Annotated in this window: 14 protein-coding genes; 8 read left to right on the top strand and 6 right to left on the bottom strand. The window is 65.1% G+C overall.

What is annotated here, in order from left to right:
* Positions 1–80 precede the first annotated feature (80 nt).
* The 5 genes from exaC to CUREI_RS09900 all read left to right on the top strand — a co-directional run bounded on the left by exaC (position 81) and on the right by CUREI_RS09900 (position 6,162).
* Positions 81–1,601: an acetaldehyde dehydrogenase ExaC gene (gene exaC / locus CUREI_RS09920; protein ID WP_038613141.1), complete on the top strand. Its 1,521-nt coding sequence runs from the start codon at positions 81–83 to the stop codon at positions 1,599–1,601.
* 244 nt (positions 1,602–1,845) lie between these two features.
* The gene (gene dnaK, locus CUREI_RS09915; protein ID WP_038613139.1) at positions 1,846–3,687 is read left to right on the top strand and encodes a molecular chaperone DnaK; all 1,842 of its coding nucleotides are present in this window, start codon (positions 1,846–1,848) and stop codon (positions 3,685–3,687) included.
* 30 nt (positions 3,688–3,717) lie between these two features.
* Positions 3,718–4,404: a nucleotide exchange factor GrpE gene (gene grpE / locus CUREI_RS09910; RefSeq protein ID WP_038613137.1), complete on the top strand. Its 687-nt coding sequence runs from the start codon at positions 3,718–3,720 to the stop codon at positions 4,402–4,404.
* 141 nt (positions 4,405–4,545) lie between these two features.
* Positions 4,546–5,730 carry a molecular chaperone DnaJ gene (gene dnaJ / locus CUREI_RS09905; RefSeq protein ID WP_038613135.1) on the top strand — a complete coding sequence of 395 codons (1,185 nt, stop codon included), beginning with the start codon at positions 4,546–4,548 and terminating at the stop codon, positions 5,728–5,730.
* 21 nt (positions 5,731–5,751) lie between these two features.
* A complete protein-coding gene (locus tag CUREI_RS09900; protein ID WP_038613133.1) occupies positions 5,752–6,162 on the top strand; it encodes a heat shock protein transcriptional repressor HspR in 411 nt (136 codons plus the stop codon).
* Between the two features lie 147 nt (positions 6,163–6,309).
* Here CUREI_RS09900 and CUREI_RS09895 read toward each other — a convergent pair whose 3' ends face one another.
* From CUREI_RS09895 to CUREI_RS09880, 5 genes are all read right to left on the bottom strand, one after another.
* Positions 6,310–6,906 carry a hypothetical protein gene (locus tag CUREI_RS09895; protein ID WP_069202899.1) on the bottom strand — a complete coding sequence of 199 codons (597 nt, stop codon included), beginning with the start codon at positions 6,904–6,906 and terminating at the stop codon, positions 6,310–6,312.
* Positions 6,900–7,088, bottom strand: a complete 189-nt coding sequence (locus tag CUREI_RS12685) for a hypothetical protein (RefSeq protein WP_069202898.1) — start codon at positions 7,086–7,088, stop codon at positions 6,900–6,902. The genes CUREI_RS09895 and CUREI_RS12685 overlap by 7 nt, the downstream gene beginning before the upstream one ends.
* A gap of 185 nt (positions 7,089–7,273) precedes the next feature.
* Positions 7,274–9,040: a pyruvate dehydrogenase gene (locus CUREI_RS09890; protein WP_038613132.1), complete on the bottom strand. Its 1,767-nt coding sequence runs from the start codon at positions 9,038–9,040 to the stop codon at positions 7,274–7,276.
* A gap of 56 nt (positions 9,041–9,096) precedes the next feature.
* Positions 9,097–10,242, bottom strand: a complete 1,146-nt coding sequence (locus CUREI_RS11700) for an alpha/beta hydrolase (protein ID WP_051952334.1) — start codon at positions 10,240–10,242, stop codon at positions 9,097–9,099.
* The gene (locus CUREI_RS09880) at positions 10,239–10,490 is read right to left on the bottom strand and encodes a hypothetical protein (RefSeq protein WP_038613129.1); all 252 of its coding nucleotides are present in this window, start codon (positions 10,488–10,490) and stop codon (positions 10,239–10,241) included. The genes CUREI_RS11700 and CUREI_RS09880 overlap by 4 nt, the downstream gene beginning before the upstream one ends.
* Before the next feature lie 91 nt (positions 10,491–10,581).
* Between CUREI_RS09880 and CUREI_RS09875 the strand changes: the two genes are divergently transcribed.
* Complete coding sequence (locus CUREI_RS09875) at positions 10,582–11,412, top strand: carbon-nitrogen hydrolase family protein (RefSeq protein WP_038613127.1); 831 nt, start codon at positions 10,582–10,584, stop codon at positions 11,410–11,412.
* A gap of 78 nt (positions 11,413–11,490) precedes the next feature.
* Positions 11,491–12,819: a sodium/glutamate symporter gene (locus CUREI_RS09870; RefSeq protein WP_038613125.1), complete on the top strand. Its 1,329-nt coding sequence runs from the start codon at positions 11,491–11,493 to the stop codon at positions 12,817–12,819.
* A gap of 10 nt (positions 12,820–12,829) precedes the next feature.
* Here CUREI_RS09870 and CUREI_RS12470 read toward each other — a convergent pair whose 3' ends face one another.
* Positions 12,830–12,979, bottom strand: a complete 150-nt coding sequence (locus tag CUREI_RS12470; RefSeq protein WP_158407463.1) for a hypothetical protein — start codon at positions 12,977–12,979, stop codon at positions 12,830–12,832.
* 276 nt (positions 12,980–13,255) lie between these two features.
* Here CUREI_RS12470 and clpB point away from each other — a divergent pair, with 276 nt between their 5' ends.
* The gene (clpB, locus tag CUREI_RS09865; RefSeq protein WP_038613123.1) at positions 13,256–15,802 is read left to right on the top strand and encodes an ATP-dependent chaperone ClpB; all 2,547 of its coding nucleotides are present in this window, start codon (positions 13,256–13,258) and stop codon (positions 15,800–15,802) included.
* The last annotated feature ends 1 nt before the right edge of the window (position 15,803 follow it).

Genomic DNA, 15,803 nt, shown 5'->3' with positions numbered 1-15,803 from the left:
GCTCCAGAACACTAACGCAGCGATGTGTAATGTAGAGCACACTCAACCATGCAGTGTGAACCAGATAGGAAGGTATCGACATGACCGTCTACCCCAACCCCGGCACCGAAGGCTCCAACGTCCGCTACCGCGAGCGCTACGACAACTACATCGGAGGCGAATGGGTCGCGCCGGTGGACGGCGAGTACTTCGACAACATCACCCCCGTCACCGGCGAGGTGTTCTGCCAGGTAGCGCGCGGCAAGGAAGCGGACATCAACCTTGCTCTCGACGCCGCGCACAAGGCCGCGCCCGCCTGGGGCGCGACCTCGCCACAAGACCGCGCGCGGGTGCTGCTGAAGATCGCGGACCGCATGGAAGAGCACCTGGAAGAACTGGCGGTCGCGGAGACGTGGGAAAACGGCAAGGCCGTGCGTGAAACGCTCGCCGCCGACATCCCGCTGGCAATCGACCACTTCCGCTACTACGCGGGTGCCCTTCGCGCGCAAGAGGGACGCTTGAGCCAGATCGACGAAGACATGGTGGCCTACCACTTCAACGAGCCGCTGGGCGTGGTGGGCCAGATCATCCCGTGGAACTTCCCGCTGCTCATGGCCGCGTGGAAGCTCGCGCCGGCGCTGGCGGCGGGCAACGCGATCGTGCTCAAGCCTGCGGAACAAACCCCGGCGTCCATCCTCTACCTCATGGACCTGGTGGGCGATCTTATCCCGGCGGGCGTGCTCAACGTCGTCAATGGCATGGGTGCGGAGGCCGGCGCGGCTCTGTCCGGCTCGGACCGCATTGCCAAGATCGCGTTCACCGGCTCGACAGAGGTGGGCAAGATCATCAACAAGGCCGCAGCGGACAAAATCATCCCGGTTACGCTCGAACTCGGCGGCAAGTCCCCGGCGCTGTTCTTCGAGGACATCTTTGCCAAGGACGACGACTTCAAGCAGAAGGCAATCGAGGGCTTCGCCATGTTCGCGCTTAACCAGGGCGAGATCTGTACCTGCCCGTCGCGCGCGCTCGTGCAAGAATCCATCGCGGACGAGTTCCTCGAGCTCGGCGTGCAGCGCGTTAAGCAAATCAAGACCGGCAACCCGCTGGACACCGAGACCATGATGGGCGCTCAGGCCTCCGCCGAGCAGATGAACAAGATCCAGGAGTACCTGGAGATCGGCCCGCAGGAGGGTGCTGAGGTGCTCACCGGCGGCGTCGTGAACACGATCGAAGGCCTGGAAAATGGCATGTATATCGAGCCGACGGTGTTCAAGGGCACCAACGACATGCGCATCTTCCAGGAGGAGATCTTCGGCCCGGTGTTGTCCGTGACCACGTTCAAGGATTTTGACGAGGCCATCCGCGTCGCCAACGACACCATCTACGGCCTGGGCGCCGGCGTGTGGGCGCGATCCGGCACCACGGCGTACAAGGCGGGACGCGCCATCCAGGCTGGCCGTGTGTGGGTGAACCAGTACCACACCTACCCCGCGCACGCGGCGTTCGGCGGGTACAAGCAATCGGGTATCGGCCGCGAGACCCACCTGATGATGCTGGGGCACTACCAGCAGACCAAGAACCTTCTCGTGTCCTACTCCGAGCAGGAGACGGGCTTGTTCTAGGCAGCTGCCTATCGACGAATACCCTTCGGTTGCACCCGCAGCCGGAGGGTGTTTTGGTGTTTTATGCTGGGGAAACGGAAAAAGTTGCGCGAGGTGGGAACAAGTTTGCAGATGTGCCCGTTGTTACCCATGAGTGCGACAGGCTCAAGAACGTCGCCGCCGGTGTTATAGTGGTGGCCGTTGAGTTGAGTCACAGCACATCAACTTACTGATAAACCACATTTCAACAGGAGGAATCACTCTTATGGCACGTGCAGTTGGTATCGACCTCGGCACCACGAACTCGGTTGTCTCCGTCCTCGAGGGCGGCGAGCCGGTAGTTATCGCAAACGCTGAGGGTTCCCGCACCACTCCGTCCGTCGTCGCGTTCGCGAAGAACGGCGAGGTGCTGGTTGGCCAGTCCGCGAAGAACCAGGCGGTGACCAACGTCGACCGCACTATCCGCTCCGTCAAGCGCCACATGGGCGAGGACTGGACCGTCAACATCGACGATAAGACCTACACCCCGCAGGAGATTTCCGCCCGCACCCTGCAGAAGCTGAAGCGCGACGCGGAGGCGTACCTGGGTGAGGATGTCACCGAGGCCGTGATTACCGTCCCGGCGTACTTCGAGGACGCTCAGCGTCAGGCCACCAAGGAGGCTGGCCAGATCGCGGGCCTTGACGTGCTGCGCATCGTCAACGAGCCGACCGCAGCGGCGCTGGCGTACGGCCTGGACAAGAATGAGAAGGAAGAGACCATTTTGGTCTTCGACCTCGGCGGCGGCACCTTCGACGTGTCCCTGCTGGAAATCGGCGACGGCGTCGTTGAGGTGCTGGCAACCGCCGGCGACAACGAGCTCGGCGGCGACGACTGGGACAACCGCATCGTTGAGTGGCTCGTAGATAAGTTCAAGTCCCAGAACGGTGTGGACCTGTCCAAGGACCGCATGGCTATGCAGCGTCTGCGCGAGGCTGCGGAGAAGGCGAAGATTGAGCTGTCCTCCGCCCAGCAGGCATCCATCAACCTGCCGTACATCACGGTGGACGCCGAGAAGAACCCGCTGTTCCTGGACGAGACGCTGACCCGCACCGAGTTCCAGAAGATCACCTCCGACCTGCTGGACCGTACGAAGACCCCGTTCAACCAGGTGGTGAAGGACGCTGGCATGTCCGTCGGCGACATCGACCACGTGGTCCTCGTCGGTGGTTCCACCCGTATGCCGGCCGTGTCCGATCTAGTCAAGGAGCTCACCGGCAAGGAGCCGAACAAGTCCGTGAACCCGGACGAGGTTGTGGCCCTCGGTGCCGCACTGCAGGCAGGTGTGCTGCGCGGCGACGTCAAGGACGTGCTGCTGCTCGACGTCACCCCGCTGTCCCTGGGCATTGAGACCAAGGGTGGCGTGATGACCAAGCTGATCGAGCGCAACACCACCATCCCGACCAAGCGTTCCGAGACCTTCACCACGGCCGAGGACAACCAGCCGTCCGTGCAGATCCAGGTCTTCCAGGGTGAGCGCGAGATCGCGTCCGCGAACAAGCTGCTCGGCTCCTTCGAGCTGGCCGGCATCGCTCCGGCGCCGCGCGGTGTGCCGCAGATCGAGGTCACATTCGACATCGACGCCAACGGCATCGTGTCCGTGTCCGCCAAGGACAAGGCCACCGGCAAGGAAAACACGATCAAGATTCAGGAGGGCTCCGGCCTTTCCGATGAAGAGATCGAGCGCATGATCAAGGACGCCGAGGCTCACGCGGACGAGGACAAGAAGCGCCGCGAGGAGCAGGAGACCCGCAACAACGCGGAGACGATGGCGTACCAGACCCGCAAGTTCATGGACGAGAACGGCGAGAAGCTGCCGGAGGACGTCAAGGGCCGCGTGACCGAGGCCGCTGACGCTGTGGACGAAGCGCTGAAGGGCGACGACCTGGATGCCATCAAGTCTGCAGTGGAGAAGCTGAACACCGAGTCGCAGGCAATGGGCACCGCCCTCTACGAGGCACAGGCCAACGAGGGCGCTACCCAGGCTGACGCGCCGGCTGGCGACGACAATGTTGTCGACGCCGAGGTCGTCGAGGATGACGACGCATCCGAGTCCGACAACAAGTAACCCGAACCAGCGAACAGGAGGCGACGTCTGATGACGAACCCGTACAACGAGCAGATGCCCGACGACCCGGGAGCCCCCGAGGCCACGGACGAGCAGTACGTGTCGCCTGACCAAGCGGAAACGCTTGCGGACGAGGCCGCGGAGTCCGAGGCGCTCGCTACGGACGAGGACCCCCTCTTAGCCGCTGACGCGGACTTAGAGGACGCGGCGGAAATCGCCGACGCGGAGGTCAACCCCGACGCGGACGGTGACGGCGCGGTCAGCGACATCGAGCTGCAGCTCGCGGAGCGCACTGAATCGCTGCAGCGCGTGAGCGCCGAGTACGCCAACTACCGCCGCCGCACCGAGCGCGAGCGCAGCCAGGCCGGCGACAACGCGAAGGCGAAGTTCGCGACCCAGCTGCTGCCGCTGTTGGACGACCTTGACTTGGCAGAGCAGCACGGAGATCTCTCCGAGGGCCCGATGAAGGCCTTTGCCGACAAGTTCCGAGCCATCGTGAGCGGCCAGGGCATCACCGAATTCGGTGTCGAAGGCGACGAGTTCAATCCGGAGATCCATGAAGCAGTGCAGGATCTGTCCCAGGGCGACACCAAAGTCGTGGGCACGGTGCTGCGCAAGGGCTACATGATCGGTGACCGCCTGGTGCGAAACGCCATGGTGATCATCGCCGATCCCGCCGAGCAGGCTGGCGAGCCAGAAGCTGGCACCACCGAGTAACAACTCGCTCGGAATCCAGGGCCGGGGAATGAGGTAGCGCGACCCACGCGGCCTCGTCCCCGGCTTTCGTACTTAGATAATTAGTGAACAAACGTTAACGAGACAGACGCAACACTCTGACAACCGAAAGGAGGGTGTGAGATGGCGATGCAGCAGGAATGGGCCGATAAGGACTACTACGGCGACTTGGGCGTGAGCTCGTCGGCAAGCGCCGCGGACATTAAGAAGGCCTACCGCAAGCTGGCGCGCGAGAATCACCCCGACTCCCACCCCGGCGATAAAAAGGCCGAGGAAAAGTTCAAGCGGGTGGCCGAGGCGTACGACGTCGTCGGCGACGAGGAAAAGCGCAAGGAATACGACCAGCTGAAATCCATGATCAGCTCGGGCGGCTTCGGCCGCTTCGGGCGGGGAGGAGGCTCCGGCTTTCCCGGAGGGTTTCGCGGCACGGAGGCGGAGTTCGACCTCTCCGACATCTTCGGATCAGCCGCTAGTGGACAAGCTGGAGACGGCGGCCTTGGTGATATCTTCGGTGGCTTCTTTGGCGGCCGCGGCGGTGCTGGCAGGAACGCTCGGCCGTCGCGGGGGGCCGACGTCGAAACGGAAATAACCCTCGACTTCCGTGAGGCCGCCAAAGGCACGACCATCCCGGTCGAGCTCACCGGCGACGCGCCGTGCACCACCTGCCACGGCTCCGGGTCCAAGGACGGCAAGACCCACACCTGCCAGGTGTGCTCCGGCTCCGGCTACATCCGCGAGAACTCCGGCGCGTTCGGCATGGCCCGGCCGTGCACCAACTGCGGCGGCACTGGTGAGGTGATCGAGGATCCGTGCCCCACGTGCGGCGGCACGGGGACCGTGCGTCGCACCCGTTCCATCACGGTGCGCATCCCCGCCGGGGTGATCGACGGCCAAAAGGTGCGCCTCACCGGCCAAGGCGAGGCAGGCCCGAACGGCACTCCCGCCGGCGACCTGTTCGTCACCGTGCACGTGCGCAGCGACAAGGTGTTTACCCGCTCTGGTGACGACCTCGAAGTCACCGTCCCGGTTGCGTTTTCTGAGGTCGCTCTGGGCGCCACCATCGCTGTGCCCACCCTGGACAACCCAGTCAAGGTGAAAATCCCCGCAGGCACCCCGAACGGGCGCACGCTGCGCGTGAAAGGCCGCGGCATTCCGAAGCGGTCGGGGACCGCGGGTGACCTGCTCGTCACCGTCGAGGTGAAGGTGCCCAAGGATCTGGACCCATCCGCCACGTCCGCCCTGCGCGCGTACGCCCAAGCCGAGAAGGACTCCGGCTTCGACCCGCGCGCCGGGTGGGCTGGGCTCTAGCCCTGGAAGGAGGTGTCACTAATGGCTGAAGACCAGGAGTATTACGTCATCTCCGTTGCCGCCGAGCTCACCGGCATGCACGCGCAGACCCTGCGCACCTACGACCGGCTTGGCCTGGTCACGCCGATGCGCACCAAGGGCGGCGGGCGCCGCTACTCCCGCCGCGACATCACCATGCTGCGCCGCATCCAGCACCTCTCGCAGGAAGAAGGGGTCAACCTCGCCGGCATCAAGACGATCATCGAGCTCTCCGAGCAGATCGAAGAGCTCCAGGGCGAGCTGGAAACCCAGCGCGGCCACAACGAGGAGCTGCGGCAGCAATTGCAGTCGGGCTCGCGACGGGGTGGCGAGCTCGTCCATGTGCCCCGCTCCACGGCGGTAGTGGCGTGGGAGCCCGCCGCTACCCGGCGACGTCGTCGCTCCGCGCGGTAGCGCCAAGTCAGCGGGTGACGGGTTCGCACTCGACGGCCCGATCTGAGAATCCAGCTGGAAGGACCCAGCTATTTCCGGTTCGAATGCGGAATAGCTGGGTCCTTGTAGCTGGTTTAGGGGGACGACGGTACCGTCCGGCCCGGCACACTAGCGGCGGGTGGTAAGAACCTGTGTCTCGTCGCGGTTGAGCACGGAGCGTGCACCAGCGGCACCGGCGAAGGCCGAGATTACGGCACCGATGAGGAGACCTGCGAAGGTCCACCACGTGCCCTCTGCGGCGTCATCGGAGTACTCGTTGTAGGTGTCGCGTGCTTGGTCGGCGGCATCGTTTGCGGCGTCGCGGGCGCGGTCCTCGGCGCTGTTGATGTCCTCCTGGGACACGTTGTCCTGTGCGGCGTTGGACGCGTCTTGCGCATCCTCGCGGGTGACGTTCGTAGCGTTTCCAACGGTCTCCGCCACGGTTCCGCTGACGTTGCCCAGCACGGAGCCCAGGCCGCCGATAATCGAGGAGCCCAGCCAGCCGGCGAGGATCAGGGAGGCGATCAGGGAGGTAGCCCACGTGCCCAGGCCGTGGAACAGACCGGCACGCACGCCGAGTGCACCGGAGACATAGCCAGCGGCGGCGAAGGCCACGGCCAGGGAGACGAGGGCGAAGATGCCGGTGGCCAGTCCGCCGGAGCCCTGCAGCCCCATTGCCGCAGCGCCGACGCCGAGCAGGATCATGATGGCCAGGAACGTCACCACGCCAGCGAAGATTGCGCCCAGGACACGTTGCCGGTGGACACCTCGGTGGAGTCGGTGCCAATCCAGGCCTCCTGGCCGATGTGCTGGTCCTCGTCGGCAACGGTCTCAGAATGCACGGCGGTGCTGGATGCCACCGGGCGACGCGCGCCTTGAGCGCGGCGGGGGTTCTGGGGAGAAGTCATCGATCTCAATCCTTTCTTTGTGGAATCAAAGACAACTTACGCCACCGTACGGGGGTGGTGCGACCAATGGGTTGCAGTTCGATAACACTTGACCTACAGAATGGATGCGGACTTACCACGCACGCGCAAAAGCCCAGAGCGCTGAAGGCTCTGGGCTCAAGGGCGTCGGTAGCAAGCGCTACACGTTAGCCACCGAACTCGATGGCCGCAGCGCCACCGATGTGGCGGAGGTTGGACTTGGCCAAGTTGAACAGTCGGCCGACGCCACCCTCGAGGAAGGCGGTGCGGGCGCCGGACTTGGCAAAGCCCTTCATCATGTCCCAGGTGATTCCCGGCGGCAGGGAGAGGGCCTCCGGGTCGGTGACGATGTCGACGAGCACCGGGCCGTCGTAGGCGAGAGCTTCCTTGAGCACCGGCTCGAGGTCGTCCGGATCCTCGATGCGGAAGGACTTGATGCCCACGCCCTTAGCAATCTCGGCGTAGTTGGCCTGCTCGTGGTCGGTACCGAAGTACGGCATGCCGGCCACCATCATCTCCAGCTTCACCATGCCCAGCGATGAGTTGTTGAAGCAGATGACCTTCACCGGCAGCTGGTGCAGCTTGATGGTCAGCAGCTCGCCCATGAGCATGCCCAAGCCACCGTCGCCGGACCAGGAGATCACCTGGCGGTCCGGGAATGCGGCCTGTACGCCGATGGCCATCGGCAGTGCGTTGGCCATGGTGCCGTGGAGGAAGGAAGCGGCCTCGTCGCGCTTGCCGTTCGGGGTGAGGTAGCGCGAGGACCACACGTTGCACATGCCGGTGTCGACGGTGAAGTAGGCGTCGTCGTCAGCGAGCTTGTCCAGCACGGACGCGGCGAGCTCCGGGTGGATCGGCTTCTTGGATTCGAAGGCCTGGGTGGTGTAGTGGTCCACCACGTGCTCAAGCAGCTGGTAGTGGCGCTCGATCATCTTGTCCAGGAACTTGCGGTCCTTCTTCTCCTCGACGTGGGGGAGGATGTTCTCGATGACGCTCTTCACATCACCCACCACCGGGTAGTCCACCTTGGTGCGGCGGCCGATGTGGGCGCCGTCGATGTCGATCTGCGCGACGTTCTCCTCCGGCAGCCAGTCGGTGTACGGGAAGTCGGTGCCGACCATGATGAACAGGTCGGACTCCTCCATCGCGTCCACGCAGGCGCCGTAGCCGAGCAAGCCGGACATGCCCACGTCGTAGGGGTTGTCGTACTCGAAGTACATCTTGCCGCGGAAGGAGTGGCCGATTGGGGACTTGATCTTCTCCGCCAGGGCGAACACCTCGTCGCGGGCGTCGCGCGCGCCGTAACCGCAGAACAGGGTGATCTTGTCGGCCTTGTTAATCGCCTCCACCAGGCGGGCGGCCTCGTGCGGGTCCGGGTAGACGCGCTTGTTCTTGCCGGTGGCGTAAACGGAGTCCGCGGTGTGCGGGCCCTCCGCGGTGTCCTCGGCGAAGACGTCGCCCGGCACAACCATCACGGAGACGCCGTTGCCGGCCAGGGTGTTCTGCAACGCGTTGTGCAGCACGCGCATGCCCTGGTCCGCCTCGTGCACGACCTCGCAGTACGAGGAGCACTCCTGGAACAGCAGCTCCGGGTGCGTCTCCTGGAAGAAGGAGGAGCCGATCTCGATGGTGGGAATGTGGGACGCGATGGCGAGCACCTTCGCGCTGTCGCGGTGGGACTCGTAAAGGCCCTGCACGAAGTGGGTGTTGCCCGGGCCACAGGATGCGCCGCACACTGCGAGCTCGTCGGACGCGAGGGAATCCGCGCCGGCGGCGAACGCGGCGGCCTCCTCGTTGCGCACGTGGACCCACTCGATATCGCTCTGACGCACTGCGTCAGACAGCGGGTTGAGCGAGTCGCCCACTAGGCCGTAAATGCGCTTGACGCCTAAGTCCTCTAAGCGCTGCACTACCTGTTCGGCAAAGTTTGGCATTGTAGTTAGTTCTCCTCAAAGGTCGTTTCATTCGACGCCCGCCATGGTAACGAGTTTTACCTGGCACGGTCAGAGCGTTGTTGCAAAGCAGACACAAAGGCCGGATCTGTGAAGTAGTCGCAGTGTCCGCCCCGAACTCCAGGCACCTGCTCGCCGCCCCACCCTACATAGGACGGCGACGCACCGAGGGCCGCCGACGGCCCTGAGCGAAGCAGCAAGATCGGGTCGGTGGGCGAATCCACCACATGCACGGTCGCCTCGGGCCCCGCCAGCGTGAGCTCGGAGGCGTGTGAGGCCGCCACGCCGGCGCTGCCCAGGATCCACAAATCGTCCGCGAGCAGGCCGTGCGTACTCGCCGCTTTGGTGGCGAGCAGGGTGCCGTAGCTGTGGGAGACCACGGTTTTCTGGGCGTCGGGGTACCGCTCGTCCAGCGCCGCCTGGAACATGGCGAGGTCATCCGCGCCCGCCGCCGCCCGGTGCGGGGAAATCGCGTCCGTAAGCAGCGGGGGAGGGGCGTAGCCCTGCCACACCACGACTGCCGCTCCGGTCTGCTCGGCCAAGTAGCGGGCTTTCTCCAGCTCCCCCGCTAGCTGGGAGGGTTTTCCGGTGGTGGCGCCCGCGACCATCGTGATCACGCGATCCGGGTCGACAGCGTCGCCCACAATGACAGTGGCTGCAGTTGGGCCCGCCTCCAGGAACACACCACCTGCGGCGCCCACCACCTCGCGGGTAGACGCTGGCACGTTCTGGGCATGCCTGGCGTCGAGGGATTCCAAATCCTCATCCGGGTGAGCGAAGAGTGGGTCATACACCTGCTCCTTTCCTGCGGCGCCCAACAACGACTGAGACAGCTGCAAATCCAGCATCATCGACATTGCGTTGAGCCACAACACGCCGCGCGAGTGGAAGTGCTTGACGGCAAACCGGGCTGCCTCGTCCAGCTCACGTTGCATTTGCGCCGCGTTGTCCAACAGCCCTGCCGCCGTGTGCAGCCGAGCAGCGATCGCGTCCAGCTCAGCTCCGTATCCCGCAAGGCGTGCCGCGGAGGCGTCGGAGGCCGGGCCACGAAACCCGGAAGCCCTAATCGCGGCAGCCGATGCTGGGGCGTGTGCAGCGCGCTCAGACGCCGCCGCAGCTGCGAGGCGGACCGCGGCGGCAGCGGCGGCCAGCTCGTTCGCGTCGAGCGCGGGTGCGTAGATCACGGCGCCAGCCTCCTGCTCAGCGAGGTGTCCAACCGCTCCACCTCTGACGCAAAACAGGCGACATCCTCGAGATGGGTGGTGATGCGGGACGTGGTGGCGTCGATACGCACATGCTCCTGCTGCTGCAGCGAGGCTAGCGCGGCGGCGGAGCGCGACGGGCGGAGGTGGGCAAGCGGTGGCGCCGCAAAGCTGCGGATGCAGCGCCGGGCCACGGGTGCGGTGCTGGTGGTCAGTTCAATGAATGCCATGCGCTCAACACAACGTAAACGAATCAAGCGATTCAAGGGGCTGGTCCGAAACTGTGGATAACCGCCCTTCCTCGCACCTAGAGTTATCCACATGAAGATCGCGCTCTTGCAAATCGCCTCCGGCGGCAACAAGATGGACAACTTGGCCATGATCACCCCGCTGGTGCGCGATGCCGCGGCGGCGGGCGCCACCCTCATCGTGCTGCCGGAGGGCGCGAGCCAGGCCTTTGAGCAGGGCAGGCTGGACACTCAAGCCGAGGAATTGGACGGGCCGTTCGCCACCGGCCTGCGCACGCTTGCCGACGAGCTCCGCGTCACCATCGTCGCCGGCATGTTCCGCCCGGCAGACACCAAGACGGTGAACCGCAAGGAGTTCAATCGCGTGTACAACACCGCGTTGATTACCGGCGGCGGTGTGCACACGGGCTACGACAAGATCCACACCTACGACGCCTTTAACTACAAGGAGTCGGACACTGTGTGCCCCGGCGAGGATCTGGTCACGTTCGTCCACGAGGGGACGACGGTGGGCGTGGCCACTTGCTTCGACATTCGTTTCCCCGAGCAATTCCAGCAGCTTGCCGCGCGCGGCGCGCAGGTGGTCGTAGTGCCCACGAGCTGGGCGGACGGGGACAGCAAGGTGGAGCAGTGGCGCACGCTCACCGCGGCGCGCGCACTGGATGCCGGCGTGTTCATCGCGGCGGCGGGTCAGGCGCGGCCGCACCACGAGGTCGAGGCCGGCCAGCCGTCCGGGCCCACCGGGGTCGGGCACTCTGCGGTGGTGAGCCCGACGGGCGTGCGACTGGCCGAGGCCGGGTACGGGCCGGAAACGCTCATCGTAGAGATCGACCCGAGCGACGCCGCGGCCGCGCGCAAGGAGCTCCCGCTGTCCGCAATGCGTGACAACAGCGTCATGCGCTGAACCGCCGCTGGGCAACACCCGTGGGATAAAGTTGCACGCGGTTTGCCCGCAATAACTGGATAGAAAAGAGGTGCTGCGATGGAATTCACCCCATACACGCTGCTTACAGACGTCGGTTGGATCTCGGTCCTGCTGATCGTCGGCAACATTTTGCGCAACCGGTTGAAGGTGCTGCAAGCGCTGCTGCTGCCCGCTCCCATCACCGCGGGTCTGCTCGGCCTGCTGCTGGGCGATGAAGTCCTCGGCGTCATCCACTGGTCCAGCCAGGTGGGCACCTACACCACGCTGCTCATCGCGGTCGTGTTCGCGTCTATGGCGTACTCCATGGACCTCGGCGGCTCCGTCGCCTCCGGTGCACGCAACATGTGGGGCTACTCCACGGCCATGTTCATGGGGCAGTGGGGCCTGTTCGTCCTGCTCGGCCTCTACCTTTTCGCGCCGCTGTTCGGCACTGAACCGTGGTTCGGCATGATGCTGCCCGTCGGCTTCGTCGGCGGGTTCGGCACCGCTGCCGCCGTGGGGTCCGCGCTGGAAGAGATCGGCATCGAGGGCGCGTCCTCCATCGGGTTCACCTCCGCAACCGTGGGCACACTCGTTGCCATCGTGGGCGGCGTGATCATGGCCAACTGGGGCATCCGCAACGGCAAGGCCTCCCAGCTCGCGGGCGCACTGCCGGACGACCTACGCACCGGCTACATCCACAACGAGGCCGAGCGCCCCTCCATCGGCAAAGCCACCACGAACCCGTCTTCCATCGAGCCACTGGCGCTGCACGCCGGCTTCATCGCGTTCACCGTGCTCGTCGCCTATGCCGTCAACGGATTTATCAAAGACCAGTGGTCGAACGTGTCGATCCCGCTGTTCGCCATGGCATTCGTCATCGGGCTCATCGGCCGCCTGCTGCTTAAGCTCGCCGGGCGTCCGAACTACCTGGACCGATCTACCATCAACTCCGTCTCCGGCGCGGCGACGGACTACATGATCGCCTTCGGTATCGCCTCGATCGTCCCCGCTGCACTCGCCGGCTACTGGCAGGCGCTCCTGCTCCTGTTCGTCCTGGGTACGCTGTTCTGCGTGGTCTGGATGTTCTGGGCCGGCCCGCTCTTCTTTGGCGGCAACTGGCTCGAGCGTGGCCTCTTTGGCTGGGGCTGGGCCACCGCCGCTGTGGCCACCGGCATCGCGCTTTTGAAGATGGTGGACCCGAAGCTCAAATCCGGCACGCTCAACGAATACGGTGTGGCGTATGTCGGCTTCGCCCCGTTCGAAATCGGCACCACCATCGTCGCCCCCATTGCCGTCATCGCGGGCGTCACCGCCATCTTCGGCTGGGTCGCCTTCGCCATCGCGCTCGGTGTGCTCACACTCGCGTTCGCGCTGAAGTGGGTGCCGGCCCGGAGGTCGTCGTAAAACAGCCCGCTTATCGACGTCCTCCGGTTCCCGCCCCGGCGGCGTACATCACCCGCATCTTGATGAGGTCCAGCTTGAGCTTTTTTCCGAGCCAGTGCACCTCATCGAGCGCGATAGCGATCGTGCGGGCCTCCTCGTTGGTGAAGCGCAGCGGGTACATCGTGCTCCCGGGGTCCGGCCAATAGTTGCCGTCGGCGCCCGGCGTGCTCCGGATGCAGTAATCGGCTGCTTTGAGCTGCGTGAAGTAGTTGCGCAGCGTGCGCGGTTTCAGGCCGGTGAGCTCTGAGAGCTCCCATCCGATTTAGCGCTGGCCCCATTGGATAACCGGCATGAGCGAACCTCGCGCAACTTTTTTGCCATTGACAGGAACAGACTCAACTCCTGGTGCGTTACACATAGTGCGAAACAACGTTAGGGAAGAAAGGACCATGGATTCATGGCGAACAAGTACACGCAGAAGACGCAGGAGGCCCTGCAGCAGGCGCAGATGCGCGCCTCCGCCGTGGGCAACCCGGAGATGCGCCCAGCGCACGTGCTGGAGGCGCTGCTGAAGCAGCAAGACGGTATCGCTGCCCCGGTGCTCAAGGCCACGGGCGTGGACCCAGAGACGGTCGCGCGCGAGGCCGGCGAGCTAATTAGCACGTACCCCAGCGCGCAGGGGCAGAACATGGCGAACCCGGGCATCAACCGGGACCTGCAGGTTGCGCTGAGTGCGGCGCAGGATCTCGCGGGCGAGCTTGGAGACGAGTTCGTGTCCGCCGATGTGCTGCTGGCCGGCATCGCCAAGGGCGGCGACGACGCCGCGGAGCTTCTGACCAAGCGCGGCGCCACTTTCGACGCGCTCAAGGAGGCCTTCTCCTCCGTGCGCGGCGGCAAGACCGTGACCTCGGAGAACCCGGAGGATCAGTTCCAGGCGCTGGCGAAGTACTCCACCGACCTGACCGCGCGTGCGCGCGAGGGCAAGATCGACCCGGTCATCGGGCGCGATTCGGAGATCCGTCGCGTAGTGCAGGTGCTGTCCCGCCGCACCAAGAACAACCCGGTGCTCATCGGTGAGCCGGGTGTGGGCAAGACCGCTATCGTCGAGGGCCTGGCGCGGCGCATCGTCGCGGGCGACGTGCCCGAGTCCCTCAAGGGCAAGACGCTCATCTCGCTGGATTTGGGTTCCATGGTCGCCGGCGCGAAGTTCCGCGGCGAGTTCGAGGAGCGGCTGAAGGCCGTGTTGGACGAGATCAAGGAATCCAACGGGCAGATCATCACGTTCATCGACGAGCTGCACACCATCGTGGGCGCCGGTGCCTCCGGCGACTCAGCGATGGATGCCGGCAACATGATCAAGCCGCTGCTCGCCCGCGGTGAGCTGCGCCTTGTGGGCGCAACCACGCTGGATGAGTACCGCCAGTACATCGAGCAGGACGCTGCGCTGGAGCGCCGCTTCCAGCAGGTGTACGTGGGGGAGCCGACGGTGGAGGACACCATCGGCATCCTGCGCGGCCTGAAGGAGCGCTACGAGGTGCACCACGGCGTGCGCATCCAGGACTCCGCGCTGGTGTCTGCCGCCGAGCTGTCCAACCGCTACATCACCAACCGCTTCCTGCCGGACAAGGCCATCGACTTGGTGGACGAGGCTGGCTCGCGCCTGCGCATGCAGATCGACTCCTCCCCGCAGGAGATCGACGAGCTCGAGCGCATCGTGCGCCGCCTGGAGATCGAGGAGATCGCCCTGCAGAAGGAATCCGACGCCGCGTCCCAGCAGCGCCTGGAGCACCTGCGCGAGGAGCTCGCCGACCAGCGCGAACGCCTGGGCGAAATGAAGGCCCGCTGGGAAAACGAGAAGGCGGAGGTGAACAAGGTCCAGTCTGCAAAGGAGGAGCTCGAGCGCCTGCGCAACGAGTCCGAGATCGCGGAGCGCGAAGGCGACTACGCCAAGGTGTCCGAACTGCGCTACGGCCGCATCCCGGAGCTTGAGGCAGAGGTGGCGAAGGCGGAATCCGAGGCCAGCAACAAGACCATGCTGGAAGAAGAAGTCACCCCGGACATCATCGCGGACGTCGTGTCGTCCTGGACCGGCATCCCGGCCGGCAAGATGATGCAGGGTGAGACCGAGAAGCTGCTCCACATGGAGCGCGTGCTCGGCGAGCGTGTTGTCGGCCAACGTGAGGCTGTGGTCGCGGTCTCTGACGCGGTGCGCCGCTCGCGCGCTGGCGTAGCGGACCCGAACCGCCCGATCGGCTCGTTCCTCTTCCTCGGCCCCACCGGCGTGGGTAAAACGGAGCTGGCGAAGTCCCTGTCGGAGTTCCTCTTCGACGACGAATCCGCCATGATCCGCATCGACATGTCCGAGTACGGCGAGAAGCACTCCGTCGCACGCCTCGTCGGTGCCCCTCCGGGGTACGTCGGCTACGACGCCGGCGGCCAGCTCACCGAGGCGGTGCGCCGTCGCCCGTACTCGCTCGTGCTTTTCGACGAGGTGGAAAAGGCACACCCGGATGTCTTCGACGTGCTCCTGCAGGTGCTCGACGAGGGCAGGCTCACCGACGGCCAGGGCAGGACCGTGGATTTCCGCAACACCGTGGTCATCCTCACCTCCAACCTGGGTGCCGGCGGCAACCGTGAGCAGATCATGGACGCGGTCAAGCACCACTTCAAGCCGGAGTTCATCAACCGCCTCGATGATGTGGTCGTCTTCGAGCCGCTGAGCCAAGACCAGCTCGTGGGCATTGTGGACATCCAGCTGCAGGGACTGGCCGAGCGCCTCGCCGCCCGCCGCCTGACGCTCGATGTGTCGGATTCCGCGAAGAGCTGGCTGGCGGACCGCGGCTACGACCCGGCATACGGTGCCCGCCCGCTGCGGCGCCTGATCCAGCAGGCCATCGGCGACCGCTTGGCCAAGAAGCTCCTGGCCGGCGACATCCGCGACGGCGATACCGTCCATGTGGACGTGGCCGACGGCGGTGAGGGCCTGGACGTCACGGCGCGGTAGA

The organism is Corynebacterium ureicelerivorans (genome assembly GCF_000747315.1).
Classification (GTDB): Bacteria; Actinomycetota; Actinomycetes; order Mycobacteriales; family Mycobacteriaceae; genus Corynebacterium; species Corynebacterium mucifaciens.
The sequence above is the reverse complement of the archived record's forward strand: the minus strand, read 5'-3'. Positions and strand labels throughout refer to the sequence as shown.

Coding starts and splice junctions, on each gene's coding strand:
- CUREI_RS09875 (WP_038613127.1), top strand. CDS start 10,582: ATGAAGATCGCGCTCTTGCAAATCGCCTCCGGCGGCAACAAGATGGAC.
- CUREI_RS12470 (WP_158407463.1), bottom strand. CDS start 12,979: ATGTACCCGCTGCGCTTCACCAACGAGGAGGCCCGCACGATCGCTATC.
- CUREI_RS09880 (WP_038613129.1), bottom strand. CDS start 10,490: ATGGCATTCATTGAACTGACCACCAGCACCGCACCCGTGGCCCGGCGC.
- dnaJ (WP_038613135.1), top strand. CDS start 4,546: ATGGCGATGCAGCAGGAATGGGCCGATAAGGACTACTACGGCGACTTG.
- grpE (WP_038613137.1), top strand. CDS start 3,718: ATGACGAACCCGTACAACGAGCAGATGCCCGACGACCCGGGAGCCCCC.
- CUREI_RS09890 (WP_038613132.1), bottom strand. CDS start 9,040: ATGCCAAACTTTGCCGAACAGGTAGTGCAGCGCTTAGAGGACTTAGGC.
- dnaK (WP_038613139.1), top strand. CDS start 1,846: ATGGCACGTGCAGTTGGTATCGACCTCGGCACCACGAACTCGGTTGTC.
- CUREI_RS12685 (WP_069202898.1), bottom strand. CDS start 7,088: ATGACTTCTCCCCAGAACCCCCGCCGCGCTCAAGGCGCGCGTCGCCCG.
- CUREI_RS09900 (WP_038613133.1), top strand. CDS start 5,752: ATGGCTGAAGACCAGGAGTATTACGTCATCTCCGTTGCCGCCGAGCTC.
- clpB (WP_038613123.1), top strand. CDS start 13,256: ATGGCGAACAAGTACACGCAGAAGACGCAGGAGGCCCTGCAGCAGGCG.
- exaC (WP_038613141.1), top strand. CDS start 81: ATGACCGTCTACCCCAACCCCGGCACCGAAGGCTCCAACGTCCGCTAC.
- CUREI_RS09870 (WP_038613125.1), top strand. CDS start 11,491: ATGGAATTCACCCCATACACGCTGCTTACAGACGTCGGTTGGATCTCG.